This window comes from Nocardioides psychrotolerans (genome assembly GCF_943371775.1).
GTDB lineage: Bacteria > Actinomycetota > Actinomycetes > Propionibacteriales > Nocardioidaceae > Nocardioides > Nocardioides psychrotolerans_A.
The window spans coordinates 1-25,687 of record NZ_CALRWD010000072.1 but is presented as its reverse complement, the minus strand read 5'-3'; the positions used below and the strand labels follow the sequence as shown (position 1 = coordinate 25,687).

Sequence of the window (25,687 nt, the reverse complement as noted above, 5' to 3'; positions counted from 1 at the left end):
CCTGCTTCCCGGACGCCGCCCCTGGGACCACCGACCTCGCGCACGCTAGTGAGAGGGGGCCACGTGGCCCCCTCTCACTAGCGTGCGGGCGACCTCGTGCGGGTGAGCCTCAGCCGGCGAAGCGCGGCCGCCACAGCCACCGCAGCGAGCGGTACGGCGAGCGCTCGTCCCGGTGCGCCCACGCCAGCCTGACCGCGGCGACGGGGTGCTTGCGCCCCCACCGCGGGTCGGACATCACCCGCGCGCTGAAGGCGACGTCGATGTCGCGGAGGTAGGGGGCGAAGGTGCCGGCGAAGTCGCGGAGCATCTCCTCCACCTCCGCGACACTGCGGCCGCGGGCCGACGCCCAGAGCTCGTCGTGCGCTTCGGCATGGGCCTCGGCATGCGACCGGGCCGCCTCGTCGTCCCGCTCCTCCACGCGGGGAGGCGACTCGAGCGGCGCGTAGGCGAACCATCCGGTCGACGAGTCCTGGGCGCGCGCCTCGCGGCCCCGCCGGATCAGGTCGGCCAGACCGTGCACCGGGGGCAGCTGCTCGCGGACCGACCACGTCAACCGGTCCTCGTGGAAGACCAGGAACCGCTGCTCGTCACGCTGCGGGTGGAAGTCCTGGGGGTCGTCGGCGAGCTCGTCGTAGGGCTCCGCGATCCGGGCCCACTCCTCGGGCGTCACGACGACGGTGACCTCACGGTCGTCGTAGGTGACGCGAAGCCGGCCGTCTCCCTGGTCGACCACCGGACCGCTGAGGGCGAGCCGCTCGAGGAGCCAGGGCCAGCGCTCGCGCACCTGCTCGGCAGTCGGGGGCGGCGTCGGCGCACCGGGGAGCCTCATGGCGGCCCGGGTCACCTCGTCCTCCAACATCCGGGCGTAGTCCTCCGGGACGTCGAAGGCCATCAGCTCCCTCCAGTCCGCACCGAAGGGTGCGTGCGCGACACCCGAGGTGGGCCCGCGCCACCAGGCGGGCGGTGACCCGCGGAGGCGGAAGGAGACGGCGACCCGGGGCCAGGGGCGGTCGTCGACCACGACGACCTCGAGCACCTCGAGGGCGGGATCCTCCGCCGCCACCAGCCCAGGCAGCAGACGTCTCACCTCGTCGAGGAACTCGTCGTCATCCATCGCGGGCTCAGCCCTTGCGACCGAACAGCTTCCGCCCGGACTCGGAGGGAGCGGCAGAGGCGGCTGCCTCGAGCTCGGCGATCCGCGCGTGCAGGCGCTTCAGCTCACGCGCGTGCTCACGGGCCACGTTGGCCTTGACCGTGCGGCGCACGTGCGCCTCACGGGCCTTGGTGTGGTCGGTGGCGATCGCGACGGCATAGTCGTGCGCGCGGGCGTAGTCGACCCGCATCGCAGCGAACTCCTCACCCACGGCACCGTCCTGCGGTGAGTCGACGAGGTGGTTCATCAGCTCCCACGTGCGGTCGGCCATCGCGCGCAGGTCGTCGGAGACGTCGATCTCGTCCCAGCTGATGTGCGAGCGGTAGAGCTTGGCGTCGATGAAGTCGTCGACCGCGTGGTGCTCCCCCGACGCCAGGTCCGCGTTGTAGTCCAGCCCCAGCTGCTCGCCCGCCCGGCGCAGCGCGGTGCGCCAGTCGGCGAGCAGGTCGGCGTAACGCACCATCGCACGCCGTCCGTCGCGGGTGGCGATCTCGGTCTCGAAGGCGGCGTTGCACCAGGCCGCGATGTTGGCGGTCGCACGCTGGCGGCGGAACTCGTCGGTCTGGTCGCCGAGGTAGGCGGTGTCACGCGACTTGGCGACCTCCACCGGGTGGCGCAGCATCGTGAGGAAGGTCAGCTCGCGCCCGGACTCGGCCGCGGCCTCGCGCCACACACCGTGCACCCAGAACGCCCGGGGGTCCTTCAGCAGCAGCTGCGGGTGACCGGCCTGCTCGCGCAGCCACTCGACGAGGGTGCGGCGCACGTCGGGGTCGGCCGCGACCCCGGCCGCCAGGGCAGCCGCCTCGGGGCGGGTGTCGATCGTGCGCACCGGCACCCGGTTGAGCAGCTCCTTGTGGAAGTCGATGACCCACTTCGACTCGTAGAAGCCGCGCGGGTTCGTCTCGTCGGCCTCGATCAGCGGCGGCGGGATGTGCAGCCCGAGCCGCTCGAGGGCGCCGGCGACCGTGCTGGTGCCGCTGCGGCCGGACCCGGTCACCAGGACCAGGCGTCCCGCGGCGTAGTCGATGCTCGTCACGCGAAGGAACCCTATCGTCCGGCCGGCCACCCTCGACGGATCACCGGCCTCCTCCGCCCCACCCACCACTGGTTGAAAGCGGTTGTTACCCATTTGTGGATGTTCTGTTGATCCTTGCTGTGACCACGCGTCATAGGTTGTCCGGGTCGACAAAGTCTGACTTTGATGACACGGGAGTCCGATCGGTCGCGAGTCCGGGGGGAACGCGAACGGTCGGATCCACGGGAGCATGGTCCACACGAGAAGTCCGGGGGGACTTGTCGCGAGCAGTCCGGGGGGATGCTCGAGGGCCGAGAGTGGACCCCGCCAGGTGCGATCTCAGGATGCAGCTGGCGGGGTTCTTCCGTCTCCGCCCCCTCCGAACGGCCCTCAGCCCTCGTCGACGCGGTTGCCGTCGGCGTCCCAGTGCGCGTCGACCTTCTTGCTCGGCTGCACGCGCGGCGGCTCGCCGGGCATCTTGGGGTGGTCGGGCGGGAAGTTGAGCTCGCCGCCCGGCTGCTCGTCGAAGAGCCGCAGCAGCGGCTCGATCGAGTAGGCCTCGTCGTCGATCCCGGCCCACGGGTCACCGGCGGCGAGCCGCTCCGGCACGCTGAAGAGGTGGTGGACGCCCGGGTCCGTCGTGATGGCCAGCTCGTCCCAGGTCATCGGGGTCGAGACCGGCGCGCCCGGCAGCGGCCGCAGCGAGTACGCCGACGCGATGGTGCGGTCGCGACAGTTCTGGTTGAAGTCGACGAAGATCCGCTCCCCGCGCTCCTCCTTCCACCACGCCGTCGTCACCTGGTCGTCGCGCTGCTCGAGCTCGCGGCCGAAGCCGATCGCGGCGTGACGGACGTCGGCGAACTCCCACTCCGGCCGGATCCGGACATAGACGTGCACGCCCCGGTTGCCCGACGTCTTCGCGAAGCCGCGCAGCCCGAGCTCCTCGAGCAGCTCCTTGGCGACGCCGGCGACCCGCACGGCATCGGTGAAGGCGGTGCCCGGCTGCGGGTCCAGGTCGATGCGCAGCTCGTCGGGCCGGTCGACGTCCGCGCGCCGCACCGGCCACGGGTGGAAGGTCAGCGTGCCCATGTGGGAGGCCCACACCGGCACCGCGATCTCGGTCGGGCACATCTCCTCGGCCGTGCGACCGGACGGGAAGGTCACGGCCACCGTCTCGAGGTAGTCGGGAGCACCCCGCGGCACCCGCTTCTGGTAGAACGCCTCCGCCTTCTCCCCCGGCCGCCCGGTGGCCAGCGTGAACCCCTCGCGCACCCCGTCGGGCCAGCGCTCCATCGCCGTCGGCCGGTCACGCAGCGCCCGCATCAACCCGTCGTCCACGCTAGCGAAGTACTGCGCGACCATCAGCTTGGTGACCTCGGGCGTCCGGTCGGTCGCCTCGTAGATCACCCGGTCGGGGCTCGACACGCGCACCGCGCGGTCTCCGGCCTGCACCTCGGCGGCGGGGGTCTTGGGCATGGCTCAACCTAACCGGCCGGCACCCCCACCCGTCGACGCCGCGATCGTTAGAGTGACGCGCGTGCCGCAGCCCCGCAAGACGTTCCTCATCGGCGCGGGCTGCCAGAAGGGCGGCACGACGTGGCTCTACAACCACCTCAAGAAGTCGCGGGAGTTCTCCCACGGCTACCGCAAGGAGTACCACGTCTTCGACAGCCTCGACCTGCCCTCGGAGGACTGGATGCGCCAGCGCATCCTGCGCCAGGCCGAGCAGGCCGTGGCCGCCGCACAGCGCGGCGAGAAGGCCGACGCCGAGGTCCTCCACCGGGCCAGCATGTACGCCGACCCGGAGCTCTACTACGACTACTTCACTGGTCTGCTGCGCCGGGCTCCGCGCTTCCGCGCCGCGGCCGACCTGACGCCGGACTACGCGATGCTCCCCGCCGACCGCTTCCGCCAGGTCCGTGACGGTTTCGCGGCCCGCGGCGTCCGGACGGTGTCGGTCTTCCTGATGCGCGACCCCGTCGAGCGCACCTGGTCGCAGATCCGGATGCAGGCCGACCGCGCACCTGACCGCTTCAGCATCCCGACCGAGCAGGTGCTCGCCGAGCAGCACGCGGAGCCGGTCTACGAGCTGCGCAGCCACTACGGCGACACCATCGCCGCCCTCGACGCGGTCTTCGCGCCCGAGGACCGGCACTACGGCTTCTACGAGTCGCTCTTCAGCGACGACTCCGTGCGCGCCATCACCGACCTGCTCGGCATGGAGCCGGTCGAGCCCGACCTCGGCACCCGGCGCAACTCCTCCACCCGACCGACCTCACGGCTCCCCGAGGACGTCGCGCAGCAGGTCGCCCGGCACTACGCCGACACCTACCGCGCCGTCGCCGAGCGCTTCCCGGACGTCGACCTGCTCACCCTGTGGCCGCACAGCCGCCACGTGCTCGGCTGAGGGCTCGGCGTCAGAGCAGCGAGTTGGGCTCGAACGTCGGGCGCGGGTCGGCGTCCTTGCGGTTGGGCCTGACGTACTCGAAGCCCGCGGTCGTCACGACCTCCCACGTCGGGTCGGCGTAGGGAAGGGCCTTGAGGTCCGCCACGCACGAGCTGTGCAGGGGCGGGGCGTGGAAGGCGTTGCGCCCCACCTCCTGCGGGGTGCCGACGAACGCGACCGGGCGGCCGAGGGGGCGCGAGCACACGCCGCAGATGCGTGACAGCGCGCACTGGGTGACGCGTGCCTTCACCAGCGCCCCGTCGGCACCCCAGGCGAACGGCAGGACCGTCACGCTCACGAAGCCGCCTTGCGCATGTAGGCACCCGTCTCCTGGCGACGCGTCGGACGCTCGGCGTCGGACTTGCGGCCGCGCTCGACGGGAGGCGACGGCGGCTCGGGCGAGTCGTCGGACGTCATGCCGTTGGGCAGTGACAGCTTCATGATCGTGCGCAACGTCTGGCCGTACTGACGGTAGAGCGGGCCGGTCGTGTAGGGGATGTCGTACTTCTCGCACAGCGCGCGCACCTTGACCGCGATCTCCGGGTAGCGGTTGCTGGGGAGGTCGGGGAAGAGGTGGTGCTCGATCTGGTAGCCAAGGCTGCCGGCCATCACGTGGGTCAGCCGCGAGCCCTCGAAGTTGGCCGAGCCGAGCATCTGGCGCAGGTACCACTCCGCGCGGGTCTCGTCCTCGATCTCCTCCTCGGTGAAGTGCAGCGCACCGTCGGGGAAGTGCCCGCAGAAGATGATCATGTAGGACCACAGGTTGCGCGTGACGTTGGCCGTGGCGTTGGCGGTCAGCGTGGTCTTCCAGTTCTTGCCCGACAGGGCCGGGTAGACGACGTAGTCCTTGAGGATCTGGTTGCGGCCCTTCTTGACGATCTGCTTGAGCTGCCGCTTCATCTCCTTCGGGTCCTTCTTGCCCTTCCGGATCGCCTCGAGATCGAGGTCGTGCAGGGCGACGCCCCACTGGAAGAGGCCGGCGAGCAGAGCGTTGTAGACCGGCTGCCCGAGGTTGACCGGGTGCCACTTCTGCTCGCGGGCCATGCGCAGGACGCCGTAGCCGATGTCGTTGTCGTGACCGAGCACGTTGGTGAACTGGTGGTGCACGTAGTTGTGCGAGTGCTTCCACTGCTCGGCGGGCTGGGCGGTGTCCCACTCCCAGTTGGAGGAGTGGATCTCCGGGTCGTTCATCCAGTCCCACTGGCCGTGCATGACGTTGTGGCCGATCTCCATGTTCTCGAGGATCTTGGCCGCGCCGAGCATGGCGGCGCCGGCGGCCCAGGCCGGCTTCTTGTTCGAGGCGAAGAGCGTCACGCGCCCGGCGAAGGCGAGCCCGCGCTGGATGCGGATCATCTTGTTGATGTAGGCCGCGTCGTTCGCGCCGCGCGACTCCTCGATCTCGGTGCGGATCGCGTCGAGCTCGCGACCGAGCTGCTCCACCTCCTCGCTGCTGAGGTGGGTGTACTCCTTGACGTCTGCGATGGCCATGCGGTGGTTCCTTCCGGTGGTTGAGGTGCGAGCGGAGCGAGCCTCGAAACCCCTGGGGTGTGAGTCAGATGTCGAGCGTGCAGTCGCCGACGGCGGCGGTGACGCACGTCTGGATCTGCTCGTTGGGCTGGTTGTAGTCCTCGCCGTTGCGCAGGTCGCGGACCGCGCCGCTGACGAGGGTGACGGTGCAGGTGTGGCAGATGCCCATGCGGCAGCCGTAGGGCATGCCGACACCGGCCTGCTCCCCCGCCTCGAGCACGGTGGTGGCGCCGTCGACCTCGACGCTCTTGGAGGAGTTGCGGAAGGTGATGGTGCCGCCCTCCCCGCCCTCCCCGCCGAGCTGGAGGTTGAAGCGCTCGAGGTGCAGCCGCTCGTCGAGGCCGGCCTCGCTCCAGTGCGTGTCGATCGCGTCGAGCATCGGGCCGGGCCCGCAGGCCCAGACCTCACGCTCGCGCCAGTCGCCACACACGCGGTCGAGCTGCTGGAGGTCGAGCATCCCGTCGATGTCGGTGTGCAGCTGGTGGAAGGTCAGCGACGGGTGCTTCTGCGCCAGCGCCTCGAGCTCCTCGCGGAAGATCATCCGCTCGGCCGTGGGCGAGGAGTAGTGCATGACGACGTCGGGCATCGTGCCGCGACGGTCGAGGGTGCGCAGCATCGACATCACCGGGGTGATGCCGCTGCCCGCGACCAGGAAGAGCACCTTCGCCGGCGGCGGGTCGGGCAGCACGAAGTCACCCTCGGGCAGCGCGAGCCGGACGATCGTGCCGGGCTCGAGTCCCTTGACGAGGTGGGCGGACAGCAGCCCCTCGGGCATCGCCCGCACCGTGATCGCGATCGTGCGACCGCTGCGCTTGGGCGGCGAGGAGACCGAGTAGGAGCGCCACTGGAACTTGCCATCGACCTGCACGCCGATGCCGACGTACTGACCGGGGCGGTGGTCGTAGCGCCAGCCCCAGCCCGGGCGGATCACCAGGGTCGCGGCGTCCTCGGTCTCCGGGACGACCTTCTCGACGCGCCCGCGCAGCTCGCGGGTGCTCCAGAGCGGGTTGACCAGCGACAGGTAGTCGTCGGGATGCAGCGGGGTCGTGAGCTTGTTGCCCGCCCTGCGCACGCGTTCCCACGGGATGGTGCTCGCCATCGAGCCTCCTTCGAGCCACGGTCGGCCGGTCCGACCAGGTCAGTGAACATGTGTGCACTGCGGTTCGTCAACAGACCCAAGGGGTGATTTCGCGACGGCCACTACCGTGGGACCCATGGCTTACGACGTGGAGAAGACAGACGAGCAGTGGCGTGCCGAGCTCACGCCCGAGGAGTACGCCGTGCTGCGCAAGGCGGGCACGGAGCGCGCCTTCATGGGCGAGTACACCGACACCGAGACCAAGGGCGTCTACTCGTGCAAGGCCTGCCAGGCCGAGCTCTTCGAGTCCGACACCAAGTTCCACTCCGGGTGCGGCTGGCCGAGCTTCTACCAGCCGATGACCGACACGATCGAGTACATCGAGGACATGAGCCACGGCATGAAGCGCGTCGAGGTGCGCTGCGCGAAGTGCGGCTCCCACCTGGGACACGTCTTCCCCGACGGCCACGGCACGCCGACCGGCGACCGCTACTGCATCAACTCGATCAGCCTGACGCTCGCGCCCGCCGAGGACTGAGGCGTGAGGGGGGCCTACTCGACGTCGACCAGGGCCGAGCTGACGAGGACGACGGACTCGCCGTACTCCTCGTCGGCCCAGGCCTGGATCGACCCGTCGTCGTAGGTCACGTCGACCATCACGTGCCCGTCGCCGCCGTAGGCGCCCTGGGCGCCGGGCAGGTCGCCGACCTCGGTCGCGATCTCCTGGAGCTCGGCGTCGGTGTAGGCGGTCGCGGGTGAGGGCAGCTCCGTGGGCTCCGGCATCATCGGGTCGTAGAGCGCCGCCGGGATCGCGTCGGTCACGCTGAAGGCGGTGCCGTCCCAGGTGCCGGTCACCGCGAAGGTGCCCCAGCGGATCTTGCCCTGCTGCTCGAACATGCCCTGCTGGTCGGCCCAGTCCCAGTTGGGGATCGCCGGTCCGCCGCACTGCGGCGGGTAGGACTCGGCGATCGCGCCCAGGCACAGCTCGACCGGTCCGGTCCCGGTGTCCATGACCGTCGGGAGGCTCGCGCTGCGCACCTCACCGGGCGCGGCGGGCACCGCGGTCGGCCGTTCGAGGCCGGAGCTGCTGGAGCCACCGGCACCTGCCGGGTCCTGGACGACGTCGCCGCCCTGGTCATCACCGCCGCACGAGACGAACAGCGGAACGGCGAGGAACAAGGCGGCGACGGCGGTCTTCATGCCCGTACGACGCGCCGCTCGCCGATCCCGTTCCCACTCCACCCGTCGGTCGAGCAGCGAGCGAAGCGAGCGGCCGTCGAGACCACGGGCACCTCACCAGGTCTCGACGGGCGATCGTCGCTGGCGCTCCTCACTGCTCGACCACCGGGTAGGTCAGGGCAACCGCTGGACCAGCTCGGCGATCGGCGTGAGCGCGCCGGTGTAGAACGGGATCTCCTCGCGCACGTGGCGACGCGCACCGGAGGCCCGCAGGTCGCGCATCAGGTCGACGATGCGGTGCAGCTCGTCGGCCTCGAAGGCCAGCATCCACTCGTAGTCGCCGAGCGCGAAGCTGGCGACCGTGTTGGCCCGCACGTCGGGGTAGGGGCGCGCCTGCATGCCGTGCTCCTTGAGCATCTCGCGGCGCTCCTCGTCGGGCAGGAGGTACCACTCGTAGGAGCGGACGAACGGGTAGACGCAGACGTGCCGCTTGGGCTCCTCGTCGTCGAGGAACGCCGGCACGTGGGACTTGTTGAACTCGGCCGGGCGGTGCAGCGCCAGCTGCGACCAGACCGGGTCGAGGCGCCGACCGAACGACGTGCGGCGGAAGCGGTGGTAGGCCTGCTGGAGCGCCTCCGAGTCCTCGGCGTGCCACCAGACCATGAGGTCGGCGTCGGCGCGCAGGCCGGCCACGTCGTAGACACCGCGGACGACGACACCACCCTCGTCGAGCTCGGCGAACAGGTCCTGGACCTCGACACCCTCGGCCTCACGGTCGGCGGATCCGGGGCCGTCGCCGAGCACGTCGGCCAGCCGGAAGACCGACCACATGGTGTAGCGGATGGAGTCGTTGATCTCGCGGAGTCGTGCGGCGTTGGTCTTCTGCTCGCTCATGACTCCATTGTGCCGTCGGCCGTGAACAGCTCGGCGGCGGCCCGGTGCGCGGAGGCGATGACGGCCGGGATGCCGACGCCGTCGTAGGCAGCGCCGCAGACCGCGAGGCCCGGGACCCGCGCGACGTCGGCGCGGATCCGCGCGACCCGGTCGAGGTGGCCGACGGCATATTGCGGGAGGCCGCCGCCCCAGCGCTGGACGTGGGTGTCGACCGGGACGGCGCGCAGGCCGGTCGCGGCCTCGAGGTCGACGAGCGAGAGCGCCACCAGCTCCTCGTCGCTCGCCTGGAGCGCGACCTCCTCGCGGTGGCGACCGAGCGAGGTGCGCAGGTGCACCAGGCCCTCGGCGGCACCGGCCTCGCGCACCCAGCCCCACTTGGCGAAGGAGAACGTCGAGGCCTTGATCCGGCGGCCGTCGACGGGCGGGACCAGGAAGCCGGACGACCCGGTGTCGACCGCCGCGACATCGGCGGCGGAGAAGGCGAAGGACACCACCGCCATCGACGCCGCCTCGATGCCCGCCAGCTCCGCTGACGCGGTGGGAGCCAGGTCCGCGAGCAGCCGGGCCGTGGGCGCGGCCGGCGTCGCCAGCACGACGGCGTCGGCCGTGATGATCTCGGGGGCGGTGGTGGGCCCGGTGAGGACGGCGAACCCGTCCTCGGTCCGCGAGACGCCACGCACGGTCACCCCGAGCCGCGCCTCGAGCCCGGCGGCCAGCGCGTCCGGCAGCAGCCCCATGCCGCCCGAGATGCCGGCGAAGACGGGGGTGTCGTAGGTCATCGGGATCGCGGCACCCTGCTCCAGCAGCGAGCCGCGCTCGGCGAACCCCACCAGCTGAGGCACCGAGGCGCGCGCTGAGAGCTCACGGGCATGGCCGGCGTAGACGCCGCCGAGCAACGGCTCGACGAGCCGGTCGACGACCTCGTCGCCGAAACGTCGGGCGACCAGCTCCCCCACCGAGACATCGCCCTCGATGACCTCGGGCGGGAGCGCGGGCTCGCGACGGGCCAGCTCGAGCCCGGCATCGGACAGGACGCCGGAGGAGGCGAGCTGCTCCAGGTCCAGCGGGACTCCCATCAGCGAGCGGGGCAGCGGGCGCAGCGCGCCGCGGGTCCAGATGCGGGAGGAGGCCACCGTCGGGTGCTCCAGCTCGAGCCCCACGGCCCGGGCGAGCGCCACGCCTTCGGGGCGCCGGTTGAGCATGGCCTCGGCGCCGACGTCGACCGTGACACCGCCGACGTCGTGGCGCTGCAGCTTGCCGCCGACGTGGTCGGCGCCCTCGAGCAGCACCACCTCGTGACCGGCGGCCACCAGGTCGCGCGCAGCCGTCAGCCCGGCGATCCCTCCCCCGACGACGACCACGCGCACGACCACCCCCTCATCGTCTCAGAGCCGTCGTCACGAGCCGTCGGTGCTGCAGGATGCGATGAGTCCGGTCCTCGGCGCCGGTCTGCCGACACGTCCACCCACGCGACCCGGGAGTCACCTTGAAGCTGCTGCTCACGTCGGGCGGGGTCACCAACCCCAGAATCCGCTCGGCCCTCGACGACCTGCTCGGCAAGCCGGTCGCCGAGAGCCACGCCCTGGTCGTGCCCACCGCGCAGTGGGGGCACCCGATGTGCGGGCCGGGGTCGGTGCGCGGGCTCGTGGCCGCCGAGCCGACCTTCCGGCACTTCACCGGTCTGGGGTGGGCCTCCCTCGGTGTCCTCGAGCTCACGGCACTGCCCACCATCGGTGCAGACCGGTGGGTCCCGTGGGTCCGCGAGGCCGACGTGCTGCTCGTCGACGGCGGCGACGCGACCTACCTGTGCCACTGGATGCGCGCCTCTGGCCTGGCCGACCTGCTGCCCTCGCTGCACGACACCGTCTGGGTCGGGGTGAGCGCCGGGAGCATGGTGATGACCCCCCGGATCGGGGAGCTCTTCGTGGAGTGGCCGTCGGCCGTGGACGACCGGACCCTCGGCGTCGTCGACTTCTCGATCTTCCCGCACCTCGACGCCTTCCCCACCAACACCATGGCCGAGGCGGAGCGGTGGGCGGCCGACCTCGGCAACCCGGCCTACGCGATCGACGAGCAGACCGCCATCACGGTCGTCGACGGCACCGTCGAGGTGGTCTCCGAAGGCCGGTGGACCAGGCTCGGCTGAGCCTCGCGCCGCCGCGGCCGGGTGCACGGTCGCGGCGGCACGAGGTGATCGTGGGCCTGAGAGGTGGACCTTAGGCGGAGGCGGCCATGCGGCCGAAGCCGCTGCGGTGGAAGACCAGGGGCCCGGAGGTGTCGGTCTGCGAGACGGCGTGCAGCTCCAGCAGCACGATCGTGTGGTCACCGGCGACGACCTCGTCGTAGATCGAGCACTCGAAGCGGGCCAGCCCGTCGTCGAGGGTGAGCGCGCCGTCGTCGGACGTCGTGGCCGACAGACCGGCGAAGCGGTCCTCCACCGGGCCGGCGAGCTGGCGGCAGACCTCGCCGTGGTGGTCGGCCAGGATCGTGACGCCGAGGTGCCCGGCGCGACGCAGGTCGGGCCAGGTCTTGGAGGTGTTGGCGATCGAGAAGGACACCAGCGGCGGGTCGAGGCTCACCGAGGTGAAGGAGCTGGCGGCCAGGCCGATCCGACGGTCGTCGACCTCCGCGGCCACGGCGACGACGCCGCTGGGGAAGATCCCGAAGGCCTCGCGCAGCGCCTGGGGGTCGAGGTCCTGGTTGGTCGAGAGCGTGGTCACGCGGGGACTCCTGTCGTGAGGCGGGCGGTGAGCAGGGCCGTGACGACGGGGCGGGCGGTGGCCAGCCAGTCGTCGTACGCCGTGGGGTCGGCGTGGGCGCTGTCGAGGACGTAGAGCCCCCGGACCGGGACGGTCGCGCCGACCTCGGTCAGGACCGGCCGCAGCGTCAGCTCGGGGGCCAGCGCGTGGGCACGGCCGGCGCCGAGCATCAGCGGCACAGCGATGCCCGAGAGCCCCGTGCCCTGCTGGGGGGCGAAGCGGTCGAGGAACAGCTTGAGCAACCCTGAGTAGGTGGCCTTGTAGGTCGGTGTGGCGACCACGACCAGGTCCGCCGAGGCCACCTGGGTGACCAGGTCGCCCACGACCGGGTCCGCCCAGTCGAGCAGGCCGGCGCCGAGCGTCGCCAGGTCGACGACCAGGTCGGGCGCGTGGCTCGAGAGCTCGGAGGCGAGGTAGGTGGCGGCCTCCAGGGTGCGCGACGCCGGCTTGGGGTTGCCGACGACGACGGCCACGCGGGGCCGGACGTCGGTCAGGGGACCGGTCACGACGCGGCCTTCGCAGCCGCACCGAACGGGACCGAGGCACGCGCCTGGACGGGGGCGGGGTGCTCCCACAGGCCGCGTCGGGTCAGCTCCGGCAGCACGCCCTCGCCGAAGCGGTAGGACTCCTCGAGGTGCGGGTAGCCGGAGAGGACGAACTCCTCGATGCCGACCGCGACGTACTGCTCGATGAGGTCGGCGATCTCGCGGTGGCTTCCGACGAGGGCGGTGCCGGCCCCGCCGCGCACCAGGCCGACGCCGGCCCAGAGGTTGGGGTGGATCTCCAGGCCGTCCTTGGAGCCGGCGTTGAGCTCGAGCATCCGGCGCTGCCCCTCGGACTCGCTGCGCTTCAGCCCGGCCTGGACCTTGGCGATCTCCGCCTCGTCGATGCCGGCGAGCAGGCGGTCGGCCTCGGCCCAGGCCTCCTCGGCGGTGTCGCGGGCGATGGTGTGCAGCCGGATGCCGAAGCGCACCTCGCGGCCCTCCTCGGCGGCGAGCTTGCGGATCCACTCGACCTTCTCCCGCACGGCGGCCGGCGGCTCGCCCCAGGTGAGGTAGACGTCGGCGTGCTTGGCCGCGACGACGCCGGCGGCGGGCGAGGAGCCACCGAAGTAGATCTCGGGCAACGGGTCGGGGATCTGCGCGAGGACTGCCTCCTCGAGCTGGAGGTGCTTGCCCTCGAAGGTGACGCTCTCCCCCGTCCAGAGCCTGCGGACGATGGTCAGGAACTCGTCGCAGCGCTCGTAGCGACCCTCCTTGTCGAGGAAGTCGCCGTACATCCGCTGCTCGTGGCTCTCGCCGCCGGTGACGACGTTGAGCAGGAGCCGGCCGCCGGTGAGGTTCTGGAACGTGCCGGCCATCTGCGCGGCCAGGAACGGCGCGGTGAGGCCGGGGCGGAAGGCGACGAGGAACTTCAGCCGGTCCGAGACGGTGCTCAGCATCGCGGTCGAGAGCCAGGCGTCCTCGCACCAGGCGCCGGTCGGCGTCAACGCGGCCTCGAAGCCGAGCTGCTCCGCGCTGCGGGCGATCTGGCCGAGGTAGGGCACCGACGCGGGGCGGCCGGACGCACCGGCCTCCACGCCGTGACCGCCGCCGACGACCTGGCGGCCGTCGCCGCCGTTGGTGGGCAGGAACCAGTGGAACTTCAGGTGGGACATGACGCCTTCCATGGGTGGGACAGGGGTGAGTCGGGAGTGAGTCGGCGGGTGCCGGTCAGCCGACGCGGGACAGCTCGGCGGCCTCGAGCTCGCGGACGATGGGGAGCACCTCACGGCCGAAGTGGACGACCTCCTCCTGGAAGTGCAGGAAGCCCAGCAGCATCATGTGGACGCCGCGCTTCTTGTACTCCAGGATCCGGCGGGCCACCTGCTCGGGCGTGCCGATCAGGCCGGTGCGGAAGCCGTCGTTGTACTGGACCAGGTCCTTGAACTCCGAGTCCTGCCACATGCCCAACTTGTCCCCGGTCGACTGGCCGGCCTGCCTTACCGCGGAGCCGAAGCCCTCGACGGCCTCCACGTCGGCCTTGGCGATGATCTCGTCGAGCACGGCGTGGGCCTCGGCCTCGGTGTCGCGGGCGACCATGAAGCCGTTGACGCCGAACTTCACGGCGCCGGCGGGGCGACCGTGGACCTGGGCGACGTCGGTGACGTCCTGGATCTGCTCGGCGATCCCCTCGGGGGTGTTGCCGTTGCAGAAGTACCAGTCGGTCACGCGACCACCCATGCCGCGGGCGTCGGTGGAGTTGCCGCCCATGAAGATCTCGGGGTGGGCACGGCCGGGCACGTCGACCGGCTTGGGCTTGAGGTCGAAGTCGTGCAGCCGGTAGAAGTCACCGGAGAGCTCCGCGTGGTCGCTGGTCCAGATCTCCCGTAGGTAGCGGATGAACTCCTCTGAGCGGCGGTAGCGCTCCCCGTGCTCGAGCCACGGCTCGCCGAGCTGGGTGAACTCGTCCTTGAACCAGCCGCTGACGACGTTGACCGCCATGCGGCCACCGGTCATCTGATCGGCGCTGGCGACGAGCTTGGCGAGCACGCCCGGCTGCCAGAGCCCCGGGTGGACGGCCGCGATGACCTTGAGGCGCTCGGTGGCCAGGGCCAGCGCGAGGCTGAAGCTCGTCGACTCGTGCTGGTAGGCCGCACCGTAGGAGGCCATGTAGCGCACCTGGGAGAGCGCGTAGTCGAAGCCGTTGGCCTCCGCCAGCCGGGCGAGCTCGACGTTGTAGTCGTAGCCCCAGTCGGTGCGCTGCTCGATCGTGCTGACGACCAGGCCGCCGCTGACGTTGGGCACCCAGTAGGCGAACGTGATGGGCTCGTGCGCTGCAGTCATGGGATCAGTTCCTTCGCGGGTCATTCACGCTTATGTGTATTAGATTGCTTGACATTTGATCGAGGTGCAAGGCGGGGCGGTGCACCAGGTGTCAGATTCGGACGACGGGGTGATCGGCAGCGCCTGTCACGCGCCCATCACCCCGTCGTCGAGCGGCCTCTTCCCAGGCCGTCAGTGGGCCGCCGGCTCCCGGCGGGCGGTGGTCCCGATCGCCCAGGCGTACGGCGGCGGCGTGCCGTTGGTGAGGTAGTCACCGACGACGCGCGCCTTGAGGATGCGGGGGTTGTGGCTGGAGACCGTGCGGGCGTTGCGCCAGTGCCGGTCCAGGCCGGCCGCGCGGGACGTCGCCGAGGCCCCCAGCGTGTCGAACAGGTCGCTCGTCGCCCGCAGCACCAGGTCGGTGACGACGACCTGCGCGATCGACGACTCCACCTCGACGGCCTCGTTGAGCCGTGCCGTGACCGAGGCCTCCGCACCGGCGGAGCCCGCCACCGCCTCCATGGCCTCCGCCACGCGCAGGGTCGTCGCCTCGGCGGCATAGACGGCTGCTGCTATCTCCCCGATCCGGGCCAGCACCTGCGGGTCGTCGCGCACCCGGGAGGCGTTGGCGTGGGAGTAGTTGCGCTCGCGGCGCCGCACGGCGTCGACGGTGTCGTCGAGCGCCGCCCGGCCGATGCCGGCCAGGGTCGCCAGCAGGTTGAGCTGGTAGAGCGCGGTCTGGTGCGGGAAGCGCTCGTCGAAGGGCAGCACGTGCGCGGCCGGCACCGGGACGTCCGAGAACGTCGTCGTGCCGCTGCCGGTGCCCTTCTGTCCGAAGCCGTCCCAGTCGTCGACCACGGTCACGCCCTCGGCGCGGGTGTCGACGATGGCGATCGCGAAGCGGTCGGGCTGGTCGCCGAACTGGCCGTCGGCCCGCACACACGCGTAGACGTCGGCCCACTCGGCGTAGATGCTGCCGGTCGTGTAGTACTTCGTCCCGTTGATGCGCCAGCCGCTCTCGGCTCGCTCGCCGGCACGGGTGAGCACGGTGCGCTGGGTCTCGATCGCCGTGGAGCCGACCTCCGACCAGGCGTTGCCGGCGATCTCACCGGCGACGAACCGGTCGAACCATGCCTGCTGGTCACGCCCCACGGCGTGCTGCCAGAGCCGGTCCTCCGCGAGCGCGAAGTGCCCGCGGAAGGCCTGGGCGAGGTTGGCGTCCGCGGCCGCCACGTCGATCCACAGCCGGGTCAGCTCGGGCCAGGTGAGCCCGCGGCCGCCGTACTGCTCGGGGACCCGGAGGGCGCCGAAGCCCGCCTCCTTGAGCCAGCGCACCGGCTCGAAGGGCAGCTCGCCGTCGAGCTCGCGCTGGAGCGTGCCGGCACGGATCCTCTCGAGCAGGGGGCGGTAGTGCTCGCGGAGGTCGTCGAGTGTCATGTGCGGGCTCCTCACGTGTACCAGGTCGGCTCGGGCAGCTCGCCGAGCAGCGCGTAGCGCCCCACCTCGGCGCGCTTGTGCGCGATCGGGTCGTGGAGGCTGTGGGTGCGGATGTTGCGCCAGAAGATGTCGAGCCCGACCGAGCTCGCCGTCGCGCGGGCGCCGGTGACGTCGAAGACCCGGGTGCCGATCTCGAGGCCGACGTCGATGGCGACCTGCTTGGCGGCGGCGATCACCACCGCCGCCTCGCCCCTCTCCTGCGCGGCCACGGTGTCGGCGTGCTCGTTGATGCCCTCGATCAGCTCGGCCGCGCGCTCGGCGAGCGCCTCGGCCGCCCAGAGCTTGGAGCGCAGGTCGCCGTAGGCCTCGAGGACGTAGAACTCCTCGCTCCCACGCTGCTTGAGGTCGGGGGTGTAGGGCCAGGCGCGGGTCTTGTCGCGGGTGTAGGTGGCCGCGGTCGCGAGCGCACCCTCGGCGATGCCGAGGTAGAGGTTGGCGAAGATCAGCTGGATCAGCGGCACGTTGAGGGTGTTGTAGACGCGGGGCACGAACACGCGGTCGACGTAGCCGGCGGCGGCCTCCCACGGGACCCGCACGCCCTCGATGGTGACGCCGCCGCTCTCGGTGAGCCGCTGGCCGAGGTTGTCCCAGTCGCCCAGGAACCGGATGGCCGGCTGGTCGGTGGGCACGATCGCGAAGACGTGCTGCTCGGTCCCCTCGATGACGCCCTCCAGGACGGTGACGTCGGAGACACGGCCCCCGGTGGAGAACGACTTGCGGCCGGTGAACACGAGCTCGTCGCCCTCCTCGCGGATGGTGAGGTCGTCGTCGCGGGGGTTGACCGCCCCGCCGAAGAACCAGGTGCCCTCGGTCGCCTGCTGCTCGACGGCCTCGATCTGCTCCGGCGTGCCGACCAGGCGCGCCGCCCACGCCCAGAGGTAGTGGTAGCCCAGCAGCTGGCCGATCGACCCGTCCCCGGCCGAGACGGCCCGCACGACGCGCAGGGCGGTGGTCCAGTCCTGGCCGCCACCACCGTGGGCGACGGGACCGAGCAGCGTGACGAGGCCGGCGTCCTTGAGCAGCTGCACCTCGGCGTACGGCGTCTGGTTGGCGCGGTCGCGCTCGACCGCGTCGACGGCCAGCTGGGTGGCGACCTCGCGGGCGCGCTCGATCCAGGCCTCGGGCGATCGGGGGGAGCCGCTCCAGGTCGTGCGGACCTCGGGCGGGCTGTCGTGGACGGTCATGGGGGTCTCCGGGTGTCTCGTGGGTAGGATGGTCATTAATCTCGACCAACTTAGTAGAGATTAAGTGCCGTTCAAGCCTTTCCCACCCCCCGCGCCGCCAGGTTCTGCCGAGCGGGGGCGGAAGGCTCCGCCTGACAGATCACCGAGGACCGCCGTGCGCATCGAGCAGCTCGAGTACTTCGCCGCCGTCACCCAGCACGGCTCGCTGCGTCGCGCCAGCGAGCGCCTGCACCTCTCCCAGCCGGCGCTGAGCGAGGCGATCAGCAAGCTCGAGCGGGAGCTCGGGGTCACGTTGCTCGACCGGCGCCGGTCCGGGGCCCGGATCAGCCGCGAGGGCCGCGAGCTGCTCCAGCACATGGAGGGCGTGCTCGACGCCATCGACCAGCTCAAGGCCGCCGCCGGCGACAGCAGCGCACACGCTCGGGTCATCCGGGTGGGCACCGTCAACGCGGCGACCTCGACCCTGCTGGTGCCCGCGGTGCACGACTTCCAGGTGACCCGGCCGGACGCCACCGTCGAGGTCCTCAACATCCAGCAGGCCGAGATAGACCGCGGCCTCGCCGAGGGCTCCCTGGACCTCGGGCTGGTCAACGTGCTCAGCGGCGACGATCCCCCGCTCGACCTGGTCGGCACCGACCTGCTCCACGGTCGACCCGTCGTGGTGCTCCCCCACGACCACCCGCTGACCGCGCGCGAGGCCATCTCCGTGGACGAGCTCCGGTCCGAGCGGTTCGTGGCGATGCGGGCGGGCTACCTGATGCACCGCTTCGTGCACCGCCTCTTCGGTCCCGACCTGCCCGCCGTCTGCCACAGCACCGACGGCGCCGAGATGGGCAAGACGCTGGTCGCCGAGGGGCTGGGACTGAGCGTCCTGCCGGACTACAGCGTGGTCGGGGACCCGCTCGAGCGGGCCGGGCTGATCACCTCCCGTCCGATCGTGGGCGACTCGACCGTGGTGACGTTGGTGCTGCGCCGACGCAAGGTGCTGCACGCACCCCACCAGGTCCGTGACCTGCACGCCGCGCTGGTGGAGCGAGCCCGTCGCTATCAGCAGGCACGGGCCTCCTGAGCGGAACCCGCCTGCCCCGGGGCTCGTCGTACGGGCATGACCCGCCGCCTCCTCGCCTCCGCCGCCGCGCTCGCCGTCCTCACCGTCGGCGTCGCCGCCTGCTCCGCGGGCTCCGACTCGACCTCCTCGGACACCGCGGCCTCGGCCCCGGATCCGGCGATCGGCGCACCCGAGATGCCGGTCGAGGACGGGCCCCTGCGCAGCGACGGATCCTCCCTGTCCTTGACCGACACGGCCGGAGGCGCCGGAGCATCGGCGGACACCGTCGCGGTCGCGAGTGCCGCAGCGCGGTCCCTGATCTCGACGGGCAACGTGCAGCTGCGCTCGAAGGACGTCGGGGAGGCTCGCTTCGAGGTGCAGAAGGTCGTCGACGAACTGCGGGGCGAGATCTCCCAGGAGGAGACCGCGACCGACGACGCGGGGGAGGTGAAGCGCTCGCGGCTGGTCCTGCGGATCCCCTCGACCCGCTTCGCCGACGCGATGACGGCGCTCGAGAAGACCGCCACCCTGATCACGTCGAGCTCCGCGGTCGACGACGTCACGACCAAGGTGATCGACACCCAGGTCCGGCTGCGGGTGCAGCGTGCGAGCATCCGCCGCATCGAGCTGCTGCTCGACCGGGCGCAGAGCATCCGCGACATCGTCGACATCGAGGGCCAGCTCTCCCGTCGCCAGGCGGCGCTCGGCTCGCTGCAGCGCACCGCCGCCTACCTCGCCGACCAGACCTCCATGGCCACGATCACCGTGTCCCTGGAACGCACCGTGGACACGCCGGCCAAGAAGAAGCCCGAGCCGGAGGAGACCGGCTTCCTCGCCGGGCTCGACGCCGGATGGTCCGCCTTCACCGGGGCCGCCGTGGGGCTCGCCACCGCTGCGGGCGCCGTGCTCCCCTTCGCCGTGGTGCTGGCCCTGCTGGGCGCCGTGACGTGGCCGCTGCGCCGCCGGATCAGAGCGGGTAGGACTGCACGTACTCCGTCAGCCGCTTGAGCTGGTCGGGGTCGGTCGACGGGATGACCCCGTGGCCGAGGTTGAAGATGTGGCCACGGGCAGCCCGACCGGCCTCGATGACCTCGGCGGCCCGCGCGAGCATCAGCTCGGGCGGCGCGAAGACCAGGGTCGGGTCGAGGTTGCCCTGGACGCTGCGGTCCCCGACGAGCGGGATCGCGGAGGCGAGCGGGGTGCGCCAGTCGACGCCGACCACGTCGGCACCGGCCTCGCCCATCAGCCCGAGCAGGTTGCTGGTGCCGACCCCGAAGTGGATGCGCGGGGCGCCGAGCTCCCCGGCCTGGGCGAGCACGCGGGTCGAGTGGGGCATGACGAGCGCCTCGTAGTCGGCCGGGGTCAGCGCTCCGGCCCACGAGTCGAAGAGCTGCACGGCCGAGGCGCCGGCGGCGACCTGGACCTCGAGGTAGGCCGCGGCGATCTGTGCGATCTTGCGCATCAGCGCGTCCCAGACGTCGGGAGCGCCGAACATCATCGCCTTGGTCTTGGCGTGCTCCTTGGACGGCCCGCCCTCGACGAGGTAGGACGCCACGGTGAACGGGGCCCCTGCGAAGCCGATGAGCGGGGTCGCGCCGAGCTCGGCGACGAGGTTGTGCACGGCCTGGGTGATGAACGGGACGTGCTCCGGTGTCAGGTCGGGGATCGCCGCCACGTCCTCGAGCGTGCGCACCGGGGAGGCCACGACCGGGCCCACGCCGGCGACGATGTCGAGGTCGACGCCGACCGCCTTGAGCGGCAGGACGATGTCGGAGAAGAAGATCGCCGCGTCCACGCCGTAGCGGCGCACGGGCTGGAGCGTGATCTCGGTGACCAGGTCGGCGTCCATGCACGACTCGAGCATCCCGATGCCCTCGCGGATCTTGAGGTACTCCGGCAGCGAGCGTCCCGCCTGGCGCATGAACCAGACCGGCGTGTGCGGCACCGGCTCGCCACGCGCGGCCTTCAGGAGGGCACTGTCGGCGAGTCCGGGGTGACGAGTGGGCGACGGCATGGGACAAGCCTCCCAGGTCACCCCCGGCGTGTTCGCAGATGGGTTCGAGTCCCGCGGACCTACTGTGATCCCATGGTCGTCCGTCAAGAGTCGCGCACCGGGTCCGGTGTGCAGACGAGCCCCCCGGAGTTCCGGGCGGCCGTGGCGACGATGCGCGCAGCCACGCTGCGCCCCGAGATCTTCTGCGAGGAGATGCCCGCCCCCCAGCGGATCGCCCCGCACGCCGCCGCCCTGTCGGCCGACGTCACGGTCGACGGCGTCGACGTGGGCACCGGGCGGATCATCCTGCTCCACGACCCGGCCGGCAACGACGCCTGGGACGGCACCTTCCGCTGCGTCGCCTACGCCCGCGCCGAGATCGAGCTCGACATGATCACCGACCCGCTGCTGGCCGACGTGGGCTGGTCGTGGCTGACCGAGGCGCTCAGCGCCCACGGCGCCGCCTACACCGCGGCCTCCGGCACCGTCACCCGCGTCGCGACCGAGAGCTTCGGCGGGATGGCCGACGAGGCCGGCACCGCCCAGCTGGAGATCCGCGCCTCCTGGACGCCCCTCACCGACGAGGCCTCCCCTCTCGACGTGGGACCCCACGTCGAGGCGTGGGGCGAGCTGCTCTGCACCGCCGTGGGCCTGCCGCCCGTGCCCGCCGGCGTGACGGTCATGCCCGGCCGTCGGGGCCAGCGGGGTGCCGGCCACTGATGACCGACCAGACACCCGAGACGATCGACTCCGCCGAGCCGATCGAGCCCGCCGAGCCCGAGGTGCGCGCCGAGCTGCTCACCCTGCGCGACGGGCTCTCCGCCGTCATCGAGACCGAGGACGCCCTCCAGGCCTACTGCGACGCCCTCGCCGCGGGCACCGGCCCCGTGGCGATCGACGCCGAGCGCGCCTCCGGCTACCGCTACTCCAACCGGGCCTACCTCATCCAGCTGCGTCGCGAGGGTGCCGGCACGTCGCTCATCGACCCGATCGCCTTCGAGTCGCTCGCGCCGCTCCAAGCGGCCCTCGAGGGCACCGAGTGGATCCTGCACGCCGCCACGCAGGACCTGCCGTGCCTCAACGAGATCGGCCTCTACCCCACCGAGCTCTTCGACACCGAGCTCGCCGGTCGGCTGCTGGGCTACCCCCGCGTCGGGCTCGCGACCCTCGTCGAGACGCTGCTGGACCGCCGCATGAAGAAGGAGCACTCCGCCGTCGACTGGTCGACGCGACCGCTCCCCCAGGCGTGGCTCGAATACGCCGCCCTCGACGTCGAGGTGCTCGTGGAGCTCCGCGACCTGCTCGCCGCCGAGCTGGTCGAGACCGGCAAGGACGACTGGGCCCGTCAGGAGTTCGACTACCTGCGGACCTTCGAGCTGCCCGCCCGCGTCGACGCGTGGCGTCGTACGTCGGGACTCCACCGGGTGCGCGGGCGCAAGGCCCTGGGGGCCGTCCGGGCGCTGTGGGAGCTGCGCGACTCGCTCGCCGAGCAGCGCGACGTCACCCCCGGGCGCATCCTGCCCGACTCGGCCATCGTGGCGGCCGCGCAGGCGATGCCGCTGGACCGCGACGCGCTGCTGTCCACCAAGGGCTTCCACGGCCGCGGCGCCGAGCGCTACTCCAGCCGGTGGGTCGCCGCGCTCCGCGAGGTCGACGAGATGAGCGAGGACGAGCTCCCCACGCGGGCACCGCGCGGCGACGGACCCCCGCTCCCGCGGGCCTGGGCCGAGAAGGACCCGGTCGCCGCCCGTCGCCTGACGCTCGCGCGCGAGGCGATGACCGCCCTCGCCGAGGACCGCAACCTGCCCGTGGAGAACGTCCTCACCCCCGACTACCTGCGCCGCACGCTCTGGTCACCTCCCCAGACCCGCCAGGGCGACGAGCTGATCGACGCCGTCGTCTCCCAGCTCGCGGGCTACGGCGCGCGCGGGTGGCAGATCGCGCTCGCGGCCCCCGTCATCGTGACCGCCATCCTCCAGGCCGACGCCGACGCGGCCGCCGCGACCGAGGCCGCCGCGACCGAGGTCGCCGACGACCTCGCCGACGACGTCAGCGCGGATCCTCCAGCGCCGTCCTGAGCCGCTCGGCGAGCACCGCCACGGCCGCGCGCAGCTCGGGGCCACCCTCGACGCGGTAGGGGAACGGCACGCGGGCCAGCCACTCCTGGGCATACATCTCCGGGTTGCTGGTCGTGCCCACGAGCACGCAGCCGTCACCCAACGGCTCGAGCCGTCCCATCGTGGGGTGGACCCATGGCGCCACTCGGGCCATCGGGGCGTCGAGGACCACCCGGGTCTCGTGCTCCCAGCCGGTGGCCAGGGCCTCCTCGAGCGCGGCGACGGGGTCGAGACCGGCCGGCGGCTCGAAGCGGTGCGCGGTCTCGCGGACCGCGCTGATCCGGTCGACGCGGTAGGTGCGGCTGGCGTCGGCGTGGTGGGAGAAGCACAGGAGGTACCACCGCCCCAGGCGCACGACCACCGCCCACGGGTCGACCTCGGCGTCCCAGGTCCGGCCGGAGCCGCTGCGGTAGGACACGACGATCCGGTGCCGCGACGCGACCGCGGCGACCAGCGCGCTGGTGAGGGCCGGGTCCGGTCGCGTGGACTGCTGGCGGGGCACGGTGGCCGCGTGCTCGCGCAGCGCCGCAGCCTGGCGTCCCACGCTGTCGGGCAGCGCCCGGACCACCTTGCCGAGTGCGGAGCCGACCAGGTCCTCGGCGTCGGTCGCGGCGGGCTGACCGTCCAGGACCGCCATCACCAGCCCCAGCGCCTCCTCCTGGGTGAACATGACCGCCGGCAGCCGGGCACCGCGGCCGAGCCGGTAGCCGCCGTAGGGACCGCGGGTGGACTCCACCGGGATCCCGGCCTCGCGCAGGATCGCGACGTAACGCCGCGCCGCCCGCTCGGTGACCCCGAGCCGCTCGGCCAGGTCACCAGCGCGCACGCCGGGTCGGTCCTGGAGGACCTCCAGCGCACGCAGCGCCCGGGCCGTGGGACTCATCTCGGAGGACATTCCTCGACCCTAGGTCACCAACAGGACGCAGATCGTCCGGAACCGTCACTAGCGTGGCCGGCACACCGACCCAGGAGGACTCCCATGGACATCGTGCTCGTCGCCGGACTCTGGCTCGACGGATCCGCCTGGGACGCCGTCGTCCCGGAGCTCGAGGCACGCGGACACCGCGCCGTCCCGATCACCCTGCCCGGTCAGGGCGACGGGGCGACCTCGGCCACGCTCGACGACCAGGTGGCAGCCGTGGTGGCCGCCGTCGACGCTGCCACCGGGCCCGCGTTGGTGGTCGGCCACTCCGCCGCCTGCACGCTGGCCTGGCAGGCCGCCGACGCCCGTCCCGACGCCGTCGCCAAGGTCGCGCTGATCGGCGGCTTCCCCTCCACGGAGGGCGAGGCGTACGCCGCGTTCTTCCCCGCCGAGGACGGCTTCATGGCCTTCCCTGGCTGGGGTCCCTTCGAGGGGCCGGACTCCGACGACCTCGACCAGCCCACCAGGGACCGCGTCGCCGCAGCGGCCATCCCCGTGCCCGAGGGCGTCACGACGGGGGTCGTGCACTACACCTCCGAGCGTCGCCACGACGTGCCGCTGGTGCTGGTGTGCCCGGAGTTCACCCCCGCGCAGGCTCGCGAGTGGATCGCCGGCGGCGACACCCCCGAGCTGGCGAGCGCCCGTCACCTCGAGCTCGTCGACCTCGACTCGGGGCACTGGCCGATGTTCAGCCAGCCGAAAGCACTGGCCGCGCTGCTGGACGAGGCTACGAGCGTCTGACCACCGGGGCTACTACTCGGCGTCCTCGGAGGCGCTCTCGCTGGGGCTGGCGAGCTCGGGGTCCAGCACCGTGCGCGACTGCTCGTCGATCTGGGTCGTGAGGGCCTCGAGGTCCGGCACGGTCACGCTCAGCATCAGCCGCAGGCTGCCGGCCACAGCGGCCTCGAGCGCGGTGTAGTCGTCGAGCAGCGGCGGCACGACCATGTCGTCGATGCTGGTGCGGAACACGCCGGCGTGCTCGGGCTGGAGGGCCGGCTGGAGGAAGTCCTCGGAGACCGCGACCGGCAGGCTCGCGGGGGCGAGGTAGCCGGCGCGGGCCACCCGGGCGACGGGCTCGGCGGACACCGCGTGCACCAGGAAGTCGGCCGCCTTGGCGATGCTCGGCGCGTCGCTGGAGACGCAGAGACCGGTGATGTCGCCGATGGTCGCGGCCCGGTCGAGCGTGGGCATCGGCATGACGTCGAAGCTCAGGCCGTCCACCTCGCGCAGCTCGGGGGTGAGTGAGCGGAAGCCGGCGATCATGCCGAGCTTGCCGCGCTCGAACCACTCCATCGGCGAGGCCTCCGCGAGCTGCTCGTCGCTCAGGGTCACCGACGCGTCGCGCAGCAGCTCGAGGGTGCGGCTGAGGGCGTCGCGGGAGTCGTCCTCCGAGAGCGCGAGCGAGGTCGGCTCGTTGTCGTCGTCGAAGAGGTCACCGCCACCGGAGTAGATGAAGGGCGCCAGCCCACGCAGCGTCGGGTCGATGTAGACGCCGGTGCTGCCGCGGCGCGGACGCGTGGCGAACTCGGCGGCCGCGGTGAACTGCTCAAAGGTCCAGCCGTCGCGGGTCTCGTCCTCGGGGGTCTCCGGGTCGTCCTCGGGCACCGGGAGGTCGCGGGCCAGCATCCGGTCGAAGTCGATCAGCTCGGTGTTGTAGTAGATGACCATCGGCGAGATGCCGTAGGGCATGCACTGGAGCTCGTTGTCCGCGGAGAACGCGAGGAGCGCGTCGCGGGCGTAGTCGTCGGTGTAGTTGACCCCGCGCTCGTCGAGCAGCTCGAGCAGCGGCTGGTTGAGCCCCTCCTCCTGCACCATCGCGAGATCGCCGCGCGAGACGAGGTAGAGGTCGGGGACCTCACCGCCCTGCATCGAGGCGACGAACGCGTCGTGCGTGGGCCACGTCAGCAGCTCGATCTGGCTGGTCTCGCTGTCGGTGTTGTAGTCGTCGACCATCCCCCGGTAGGCCGCGACCTCCGCGTCGGCTCCCCAGACCCCGAGGGTCAGGTCGGTCGGCTTGGCCGGAGGTGACGTCTGGGTCGGCGGGGCGGGCGAGGGGTCCTGCTGGTCGGCG

At 72.0% G+C, this 25,687-nt stretch carries 26 protein-coding genes; 8 read left to right on the top strand and 18 right to left on the bottom strand.

The annotated features are described in order from the left end of the window. Positions 1–109: 109 nt before the first annotated feature. The 3 genes from AAG827_RS17605 to AAG827_RS17595 all read right to left on the bottom strand — a co-directional run bounded on the left by AAG827_RS17605 (position 110) and on the right by AAG827_RS17595 (position 3,644). On the bottom strand, positions 110–1,114 hold the full coding sequence (locus AAG827_RS17605; RefSeq protein WP_341927496.1) for a hypothetical protein: 1,005 nt from the start codon (positions 1,112–1,114) through the stop codon (positions 110–112). A gap of 7 nt (positions 1,115–1,121) precedes the next feature. Next, positions 1,122–2,189, bottom strand: a complete 1,068-nt coding sequence (locus AAG827_RS17600; RefSeq protein ID WP_341927495.1) for a sulfotransferase — start codon at positions 2,187–2,189, stop codon at positions 1,122–1,124. 369 nt (positions 2,190–2,558) lie between these two features. Next, positions 2,559–3,644, bottom strand: coding sequence for a DNA polymerase domain-containing protein (locus AAG827_RS17595; RefSeq protein WP_341927494.1), 1,086 nt, complete (start codon positions 3,642–3,644; stop codon positions 2,559–2,561). 61 nt (positions 3,645–3,705) lie between these two features. Here AAG827_RS17595 and AAG827_RS17590 point away from each other — a divergent pair, with 61 nt between their 5' ends. Beyond that, positions 3,706–4,575, top strand: a complete 870-nt coding sequence (locus tag AAG827_RS17590; protein ID WP_341927493.1) for a hypothetical protein — start codon at positions 3,706–3,708, stop codon at positions 4,573–4,575. A 10-nt stretch (positions 4,576–4,585) separates the two neighbouring features. On the opposite strand, the gene AAG827_RS17585 is transcribed toward AAG827_RS17590, so the two are convergent. From AAG827_RS17585 to AAG827_RS17575, 3 genes are all read right to left on the bottom strand, one after another. Beyond that, a complete protein-coding gene (locus AAG827_RS17585) occupies positions 4,586–4,912 on the bottom strand; it encodes a hypothetical protein (RefSeq protein ID WP_341927492.1) in 327 nt (108 codons plus the stop codon). Further along, entirely contained in the window at positions 4,909–6,102 is a 1,194-nt protein-coding gene (locus tag AAG827_RS17580; protein WP_341927491.1) for an acyl-CoA desaturase, read from the bottom strand. Before AAG827_RS17580 ends, AAG827_RS17585 begins: the two co-directional genes overlap by 4 nt. Before the next feature lie 64 nt (positions 6,103–6,166). Then, positions 6,167–7,240 carry a ferredoxin reductase gene (locus tag AAG827_RS17575; RefSeq protein ID WP_341927490.1) on the bottom strand — a complete coding sequence of 358 codons (1,074 nt, stop codon included), beginning with the start codon at positions 7,238–7,240 and terminating at the stop codon, positions 6,167–6,169. Between the two features lie 115 nt (positions 7,241–7,355). Between AAG827_RS17575 and msrB the strand changes: the two genes are divergently transcribed. After that, positions 7,356–7,757, top strand: coding sequence for a peptide-methionine (R)-S-oxide reductase MsrB (gene msrB, locus AAG827_RS17570; protein WP_341927489.1), 402 nt, complete (start codon positions 7,356–7,358; stop codon positions 7,755–7,757). Positions 7,758–7,771: 14 nt separating this feature from the next. On the opposite strand, the gene AAG827_RS17565 is transcribed toward msrB, so the two are convergent. The 3 genes from AAG827_RS17565 to hemG form a co-directional block, all read right to left on the bottom strand. Then, a complete protein-coding gene (locus AAG827_RS17565) occupies positions 7,772–8,419 on the bottom strand; it encodes a hypothetical protein (RefSeq protein ID WP_341927488.1) in 648 nt (215 codons plus the stop codon). 153 nt (positions 8,420–8,572) lie between these two features. Further along, positions 8,573–9,292, bottom strand: coding sequence for a hydrogen peroxide-dependent heme synthase (hemQ, locus tag AAG827_RS17560; RefSeq protein WP_341927487.1), 720 nt, complete (start codon positions 9,290–9,292; stop codon positions 8,573–8,575). Then, on the bottom strand, positions 9,289–10,665 hold the full coding sequence (gene hemG, locus AAG827_RS17555; RefSeq protein WP_341927486.1) for a protoporphyrinogen oxidase: 1,377 nt from the start codon (positions 10,663–10,665) through the stop codon (positions 9,289–9,291). Before hemG ends, hemQ begins: the two co-directional genes overlap by 4 nt. A 113-nt stretch (positions 10,666–10,778) precedes the next feature. Here hemG and AAG827_RS17550 point away from each other — a divergent pair, with 113 nt between their 5' ends. After that, on the top strand, positions 10,779–11,438 hold the full coding sequence (locus AAG827_RS17550; RefSeq protein WP_341927484.1) for a Type 1 glutamine amidotransferase-like domain-containing protein: 660 nt from the start codon (positions 10,779–10,781) through the stop codon (positions 11,436–11,438). Positions 11,439–11,508: 70 nt separating this feature from the next. Here the strand turns inward: AAG827_RS17550 and AAG827_RS17545 are convergent, their stop codons facing one another. The 6 genes from AAG827_RS17545 to AAG827_RS17520 all read right to left on the bottom strand — a co-directional run bounded on the left by AAG827_RS17545 (position 11,509) and on the right by AAG827_RS17520 (position 17,536). Continuing rightward, on the bottom strand, positions 11,509–12,012 hold the full coding sequence (locus AAG827_RS17545) for a flavin reductase family protein (protein ID WP_341927483.1): 504 nt from the start codon (positions 12,010–12,012) through the stop codon (positions 11,509–11,511). Then, on the bottom strand, positions 12,009–12,557 hold the full coding sequence (locus AAG827_RS17540; RefSeq protein ID WP_341927482.1) for an NAD(P)H-dependent oxidoreductase: 549 nt from the start codon (positions 12,555–12,557) through the stop codon (positions 12,009–12,011). The genes AAG827_RS17545 and AAG827_RS17540 overlap by 4 nt, the downstream gene beginning before the upstream one ends. Further along, on the bottom strand, positions 12,554–13,708 hold the full coding sequence (locus tag AAG827_RS17535) for an LLM class flavin-dependent oxidoreductase (protein WP_341927481.1): 1,155 nt from the start codon (positions 13,706–13,708) through the stop codon (positions 12,554–12,556). The genes AAG827_RS17540 and AAG827_RS17535 overlap by 4 nt, the downstream gene beginning before the upstream one ends. A 55-nt stretch (positions 13,709–13,763) precedes the next feature. Then, positions 13,764–14,876 (bottom strand): dimethylsulfone monooxygenase SfnG, encoded by a 1,113-nt coding sequence (gene sfnG, locus AAG827_RS17530; protein ID WP_341927479.1) that lies wholly within the window; start codon positions 14,874–14,876, stop codon positions 13,764–13,766. A 171-nt stretch (positions 14,877–15,047) separates the two neighbouring features. Next, complete coding sequence (locus AAG827_RS17525) at positions 15,048–16,292, bottom strand: acyl-CoA dehydrogenase family protein (RefSeq protein WP_341927478.1); 1,245 nt, start codon at positions 16,290–16,292, stop codon at positions 15,048–15,050. Positions 16,293–16,303: 11 nt separating this feature from the next. Continuing rightward, complete coding sequence (locus AAG827_RS17520) at positions 16,304–17,536, bottom strand: acyl-CoA dehydrogenase family protein (RefSeq protein WP_341927477.1); 1,233 nt, start codon at positions 17,534–17,536, stop codon at positions 16,304–16,306. Between the two features lie 154 nt (positions 17,537–17,690). Between AAG827_RS17520 and AAG827_RS17515 the strand changes: the two genes are divergently transcribed. After that, entirely contained in the window at positions 17,691–18,605 is a 915-nt protein-coding gene (locus tag AAG827_RS17515) for a LysR family transcriptional regulator (RefSeq protein ID WP_341927476.1), read from the top strand. A gap of 36 nt (positions 18,606–18,641) precedes the next feature. Continuing rightward, positions 18,642–19,592 carry a DUF4349 domain-containing protein gene (locus AAG827_RS17510; protein WP_341927475.1) on the top strand — a complete coding sequence of 317 codons (951 nt, stop codon included), beginning with the start codon at positions 18,642–18,644 and terminating at the stop codon, positions 19,590–19,592. On the opposite strand, the gene hemE is transcribed toward AAG827_RS17510, so the two are convergent. Continuing rightward, positions 19,552–20,598, bottom strand: a complete 1,047-nt coding sequence (gene hemE, locus AAG827_RS17505; RefSeq protein ID WP_341927474.1) for a uroporphyrinogen decarboxylase — start codon at positions 20,596–20,598, stop codon at positions 19,552–19,554. The genes AAG827_RS17510 and hemE overlap by 41 nt on opposite strands. A gap of 72 nt (positions 20,599–20,670) precedes the next feature. Here hemE and AAG827_RS17500 point away from each other — a divergent pair, with 72 nt between their 5' ends. Next, entirely contained in the window at positions 20,671–21,297 is a 627-nt protein-coding gene (locus AAG827_RS17500) for a DUF3000 domain-containing protein (RefSeq protein ID WP_091112809.1), read from the top strand. Continuing rightward, positions 21,297–22,655 (top strand): ribonuclease D, encoded by a 1,359-nt coding sequence (locus tag AAG827_RS17495; protein ID WP_341927472.1) that lies wholly within the window; start codon positions 21,297–21,299, stop codon positions 22,653–22,655. Before AAG827_RS17500 ends, AAG827_RS17495 begins: the two co-directional genes overlap by 1 nt. On the opposite strand, the gene AAG827_RS17490 is transcribed toward AAG827_RS17495, so the two are convergent. Next, a complete protein-coding gene (locus AAG827_RS17490; RefSeq protein WP_341927471.1) occupies positions 22,627–23,589 on the bottom strand; it encodes a WYL domain-containing protein in 963 nt (320 codons plus the stop codon). The genes AAG827_RS17495 and AAG827_RS17490 overlap by 29 nt on opposite strands. 84 nt (positions 23,590–23,673) lie before the next feature. Here AAG827_RS17490 and AAG827_RS17485 point away from each other — a divergent pair, with 84 nt between their 5' ends. Then, positions 23,674–24,357 carry an alpha/beta hydrolase gene (locus AAG827_RS17485; protein WP_341927470.1) on the top strand — a complete coding sequence of 228 codons (684 nt, stop codon included), beginning with the start codon at positions 23,674–23,676 and terminating at the stop codon, positions 24,355–24,357. A 12-nt stretch (positions 24,358–24,369) separates the two neighbouring features. On the opposite strand, the gene AAG827_RS17480 is transcribed toward AAG827_RS17485, so the two are convergent. Continuing rightward, the coding region (locus AAG827_RS17480) for an extracellular solute-binding protein (RefSeq protein ID WP_341927468.1) at positions 24,370–25,687 on the bottom strand (1,318 nt) is incomplete at its 5' end.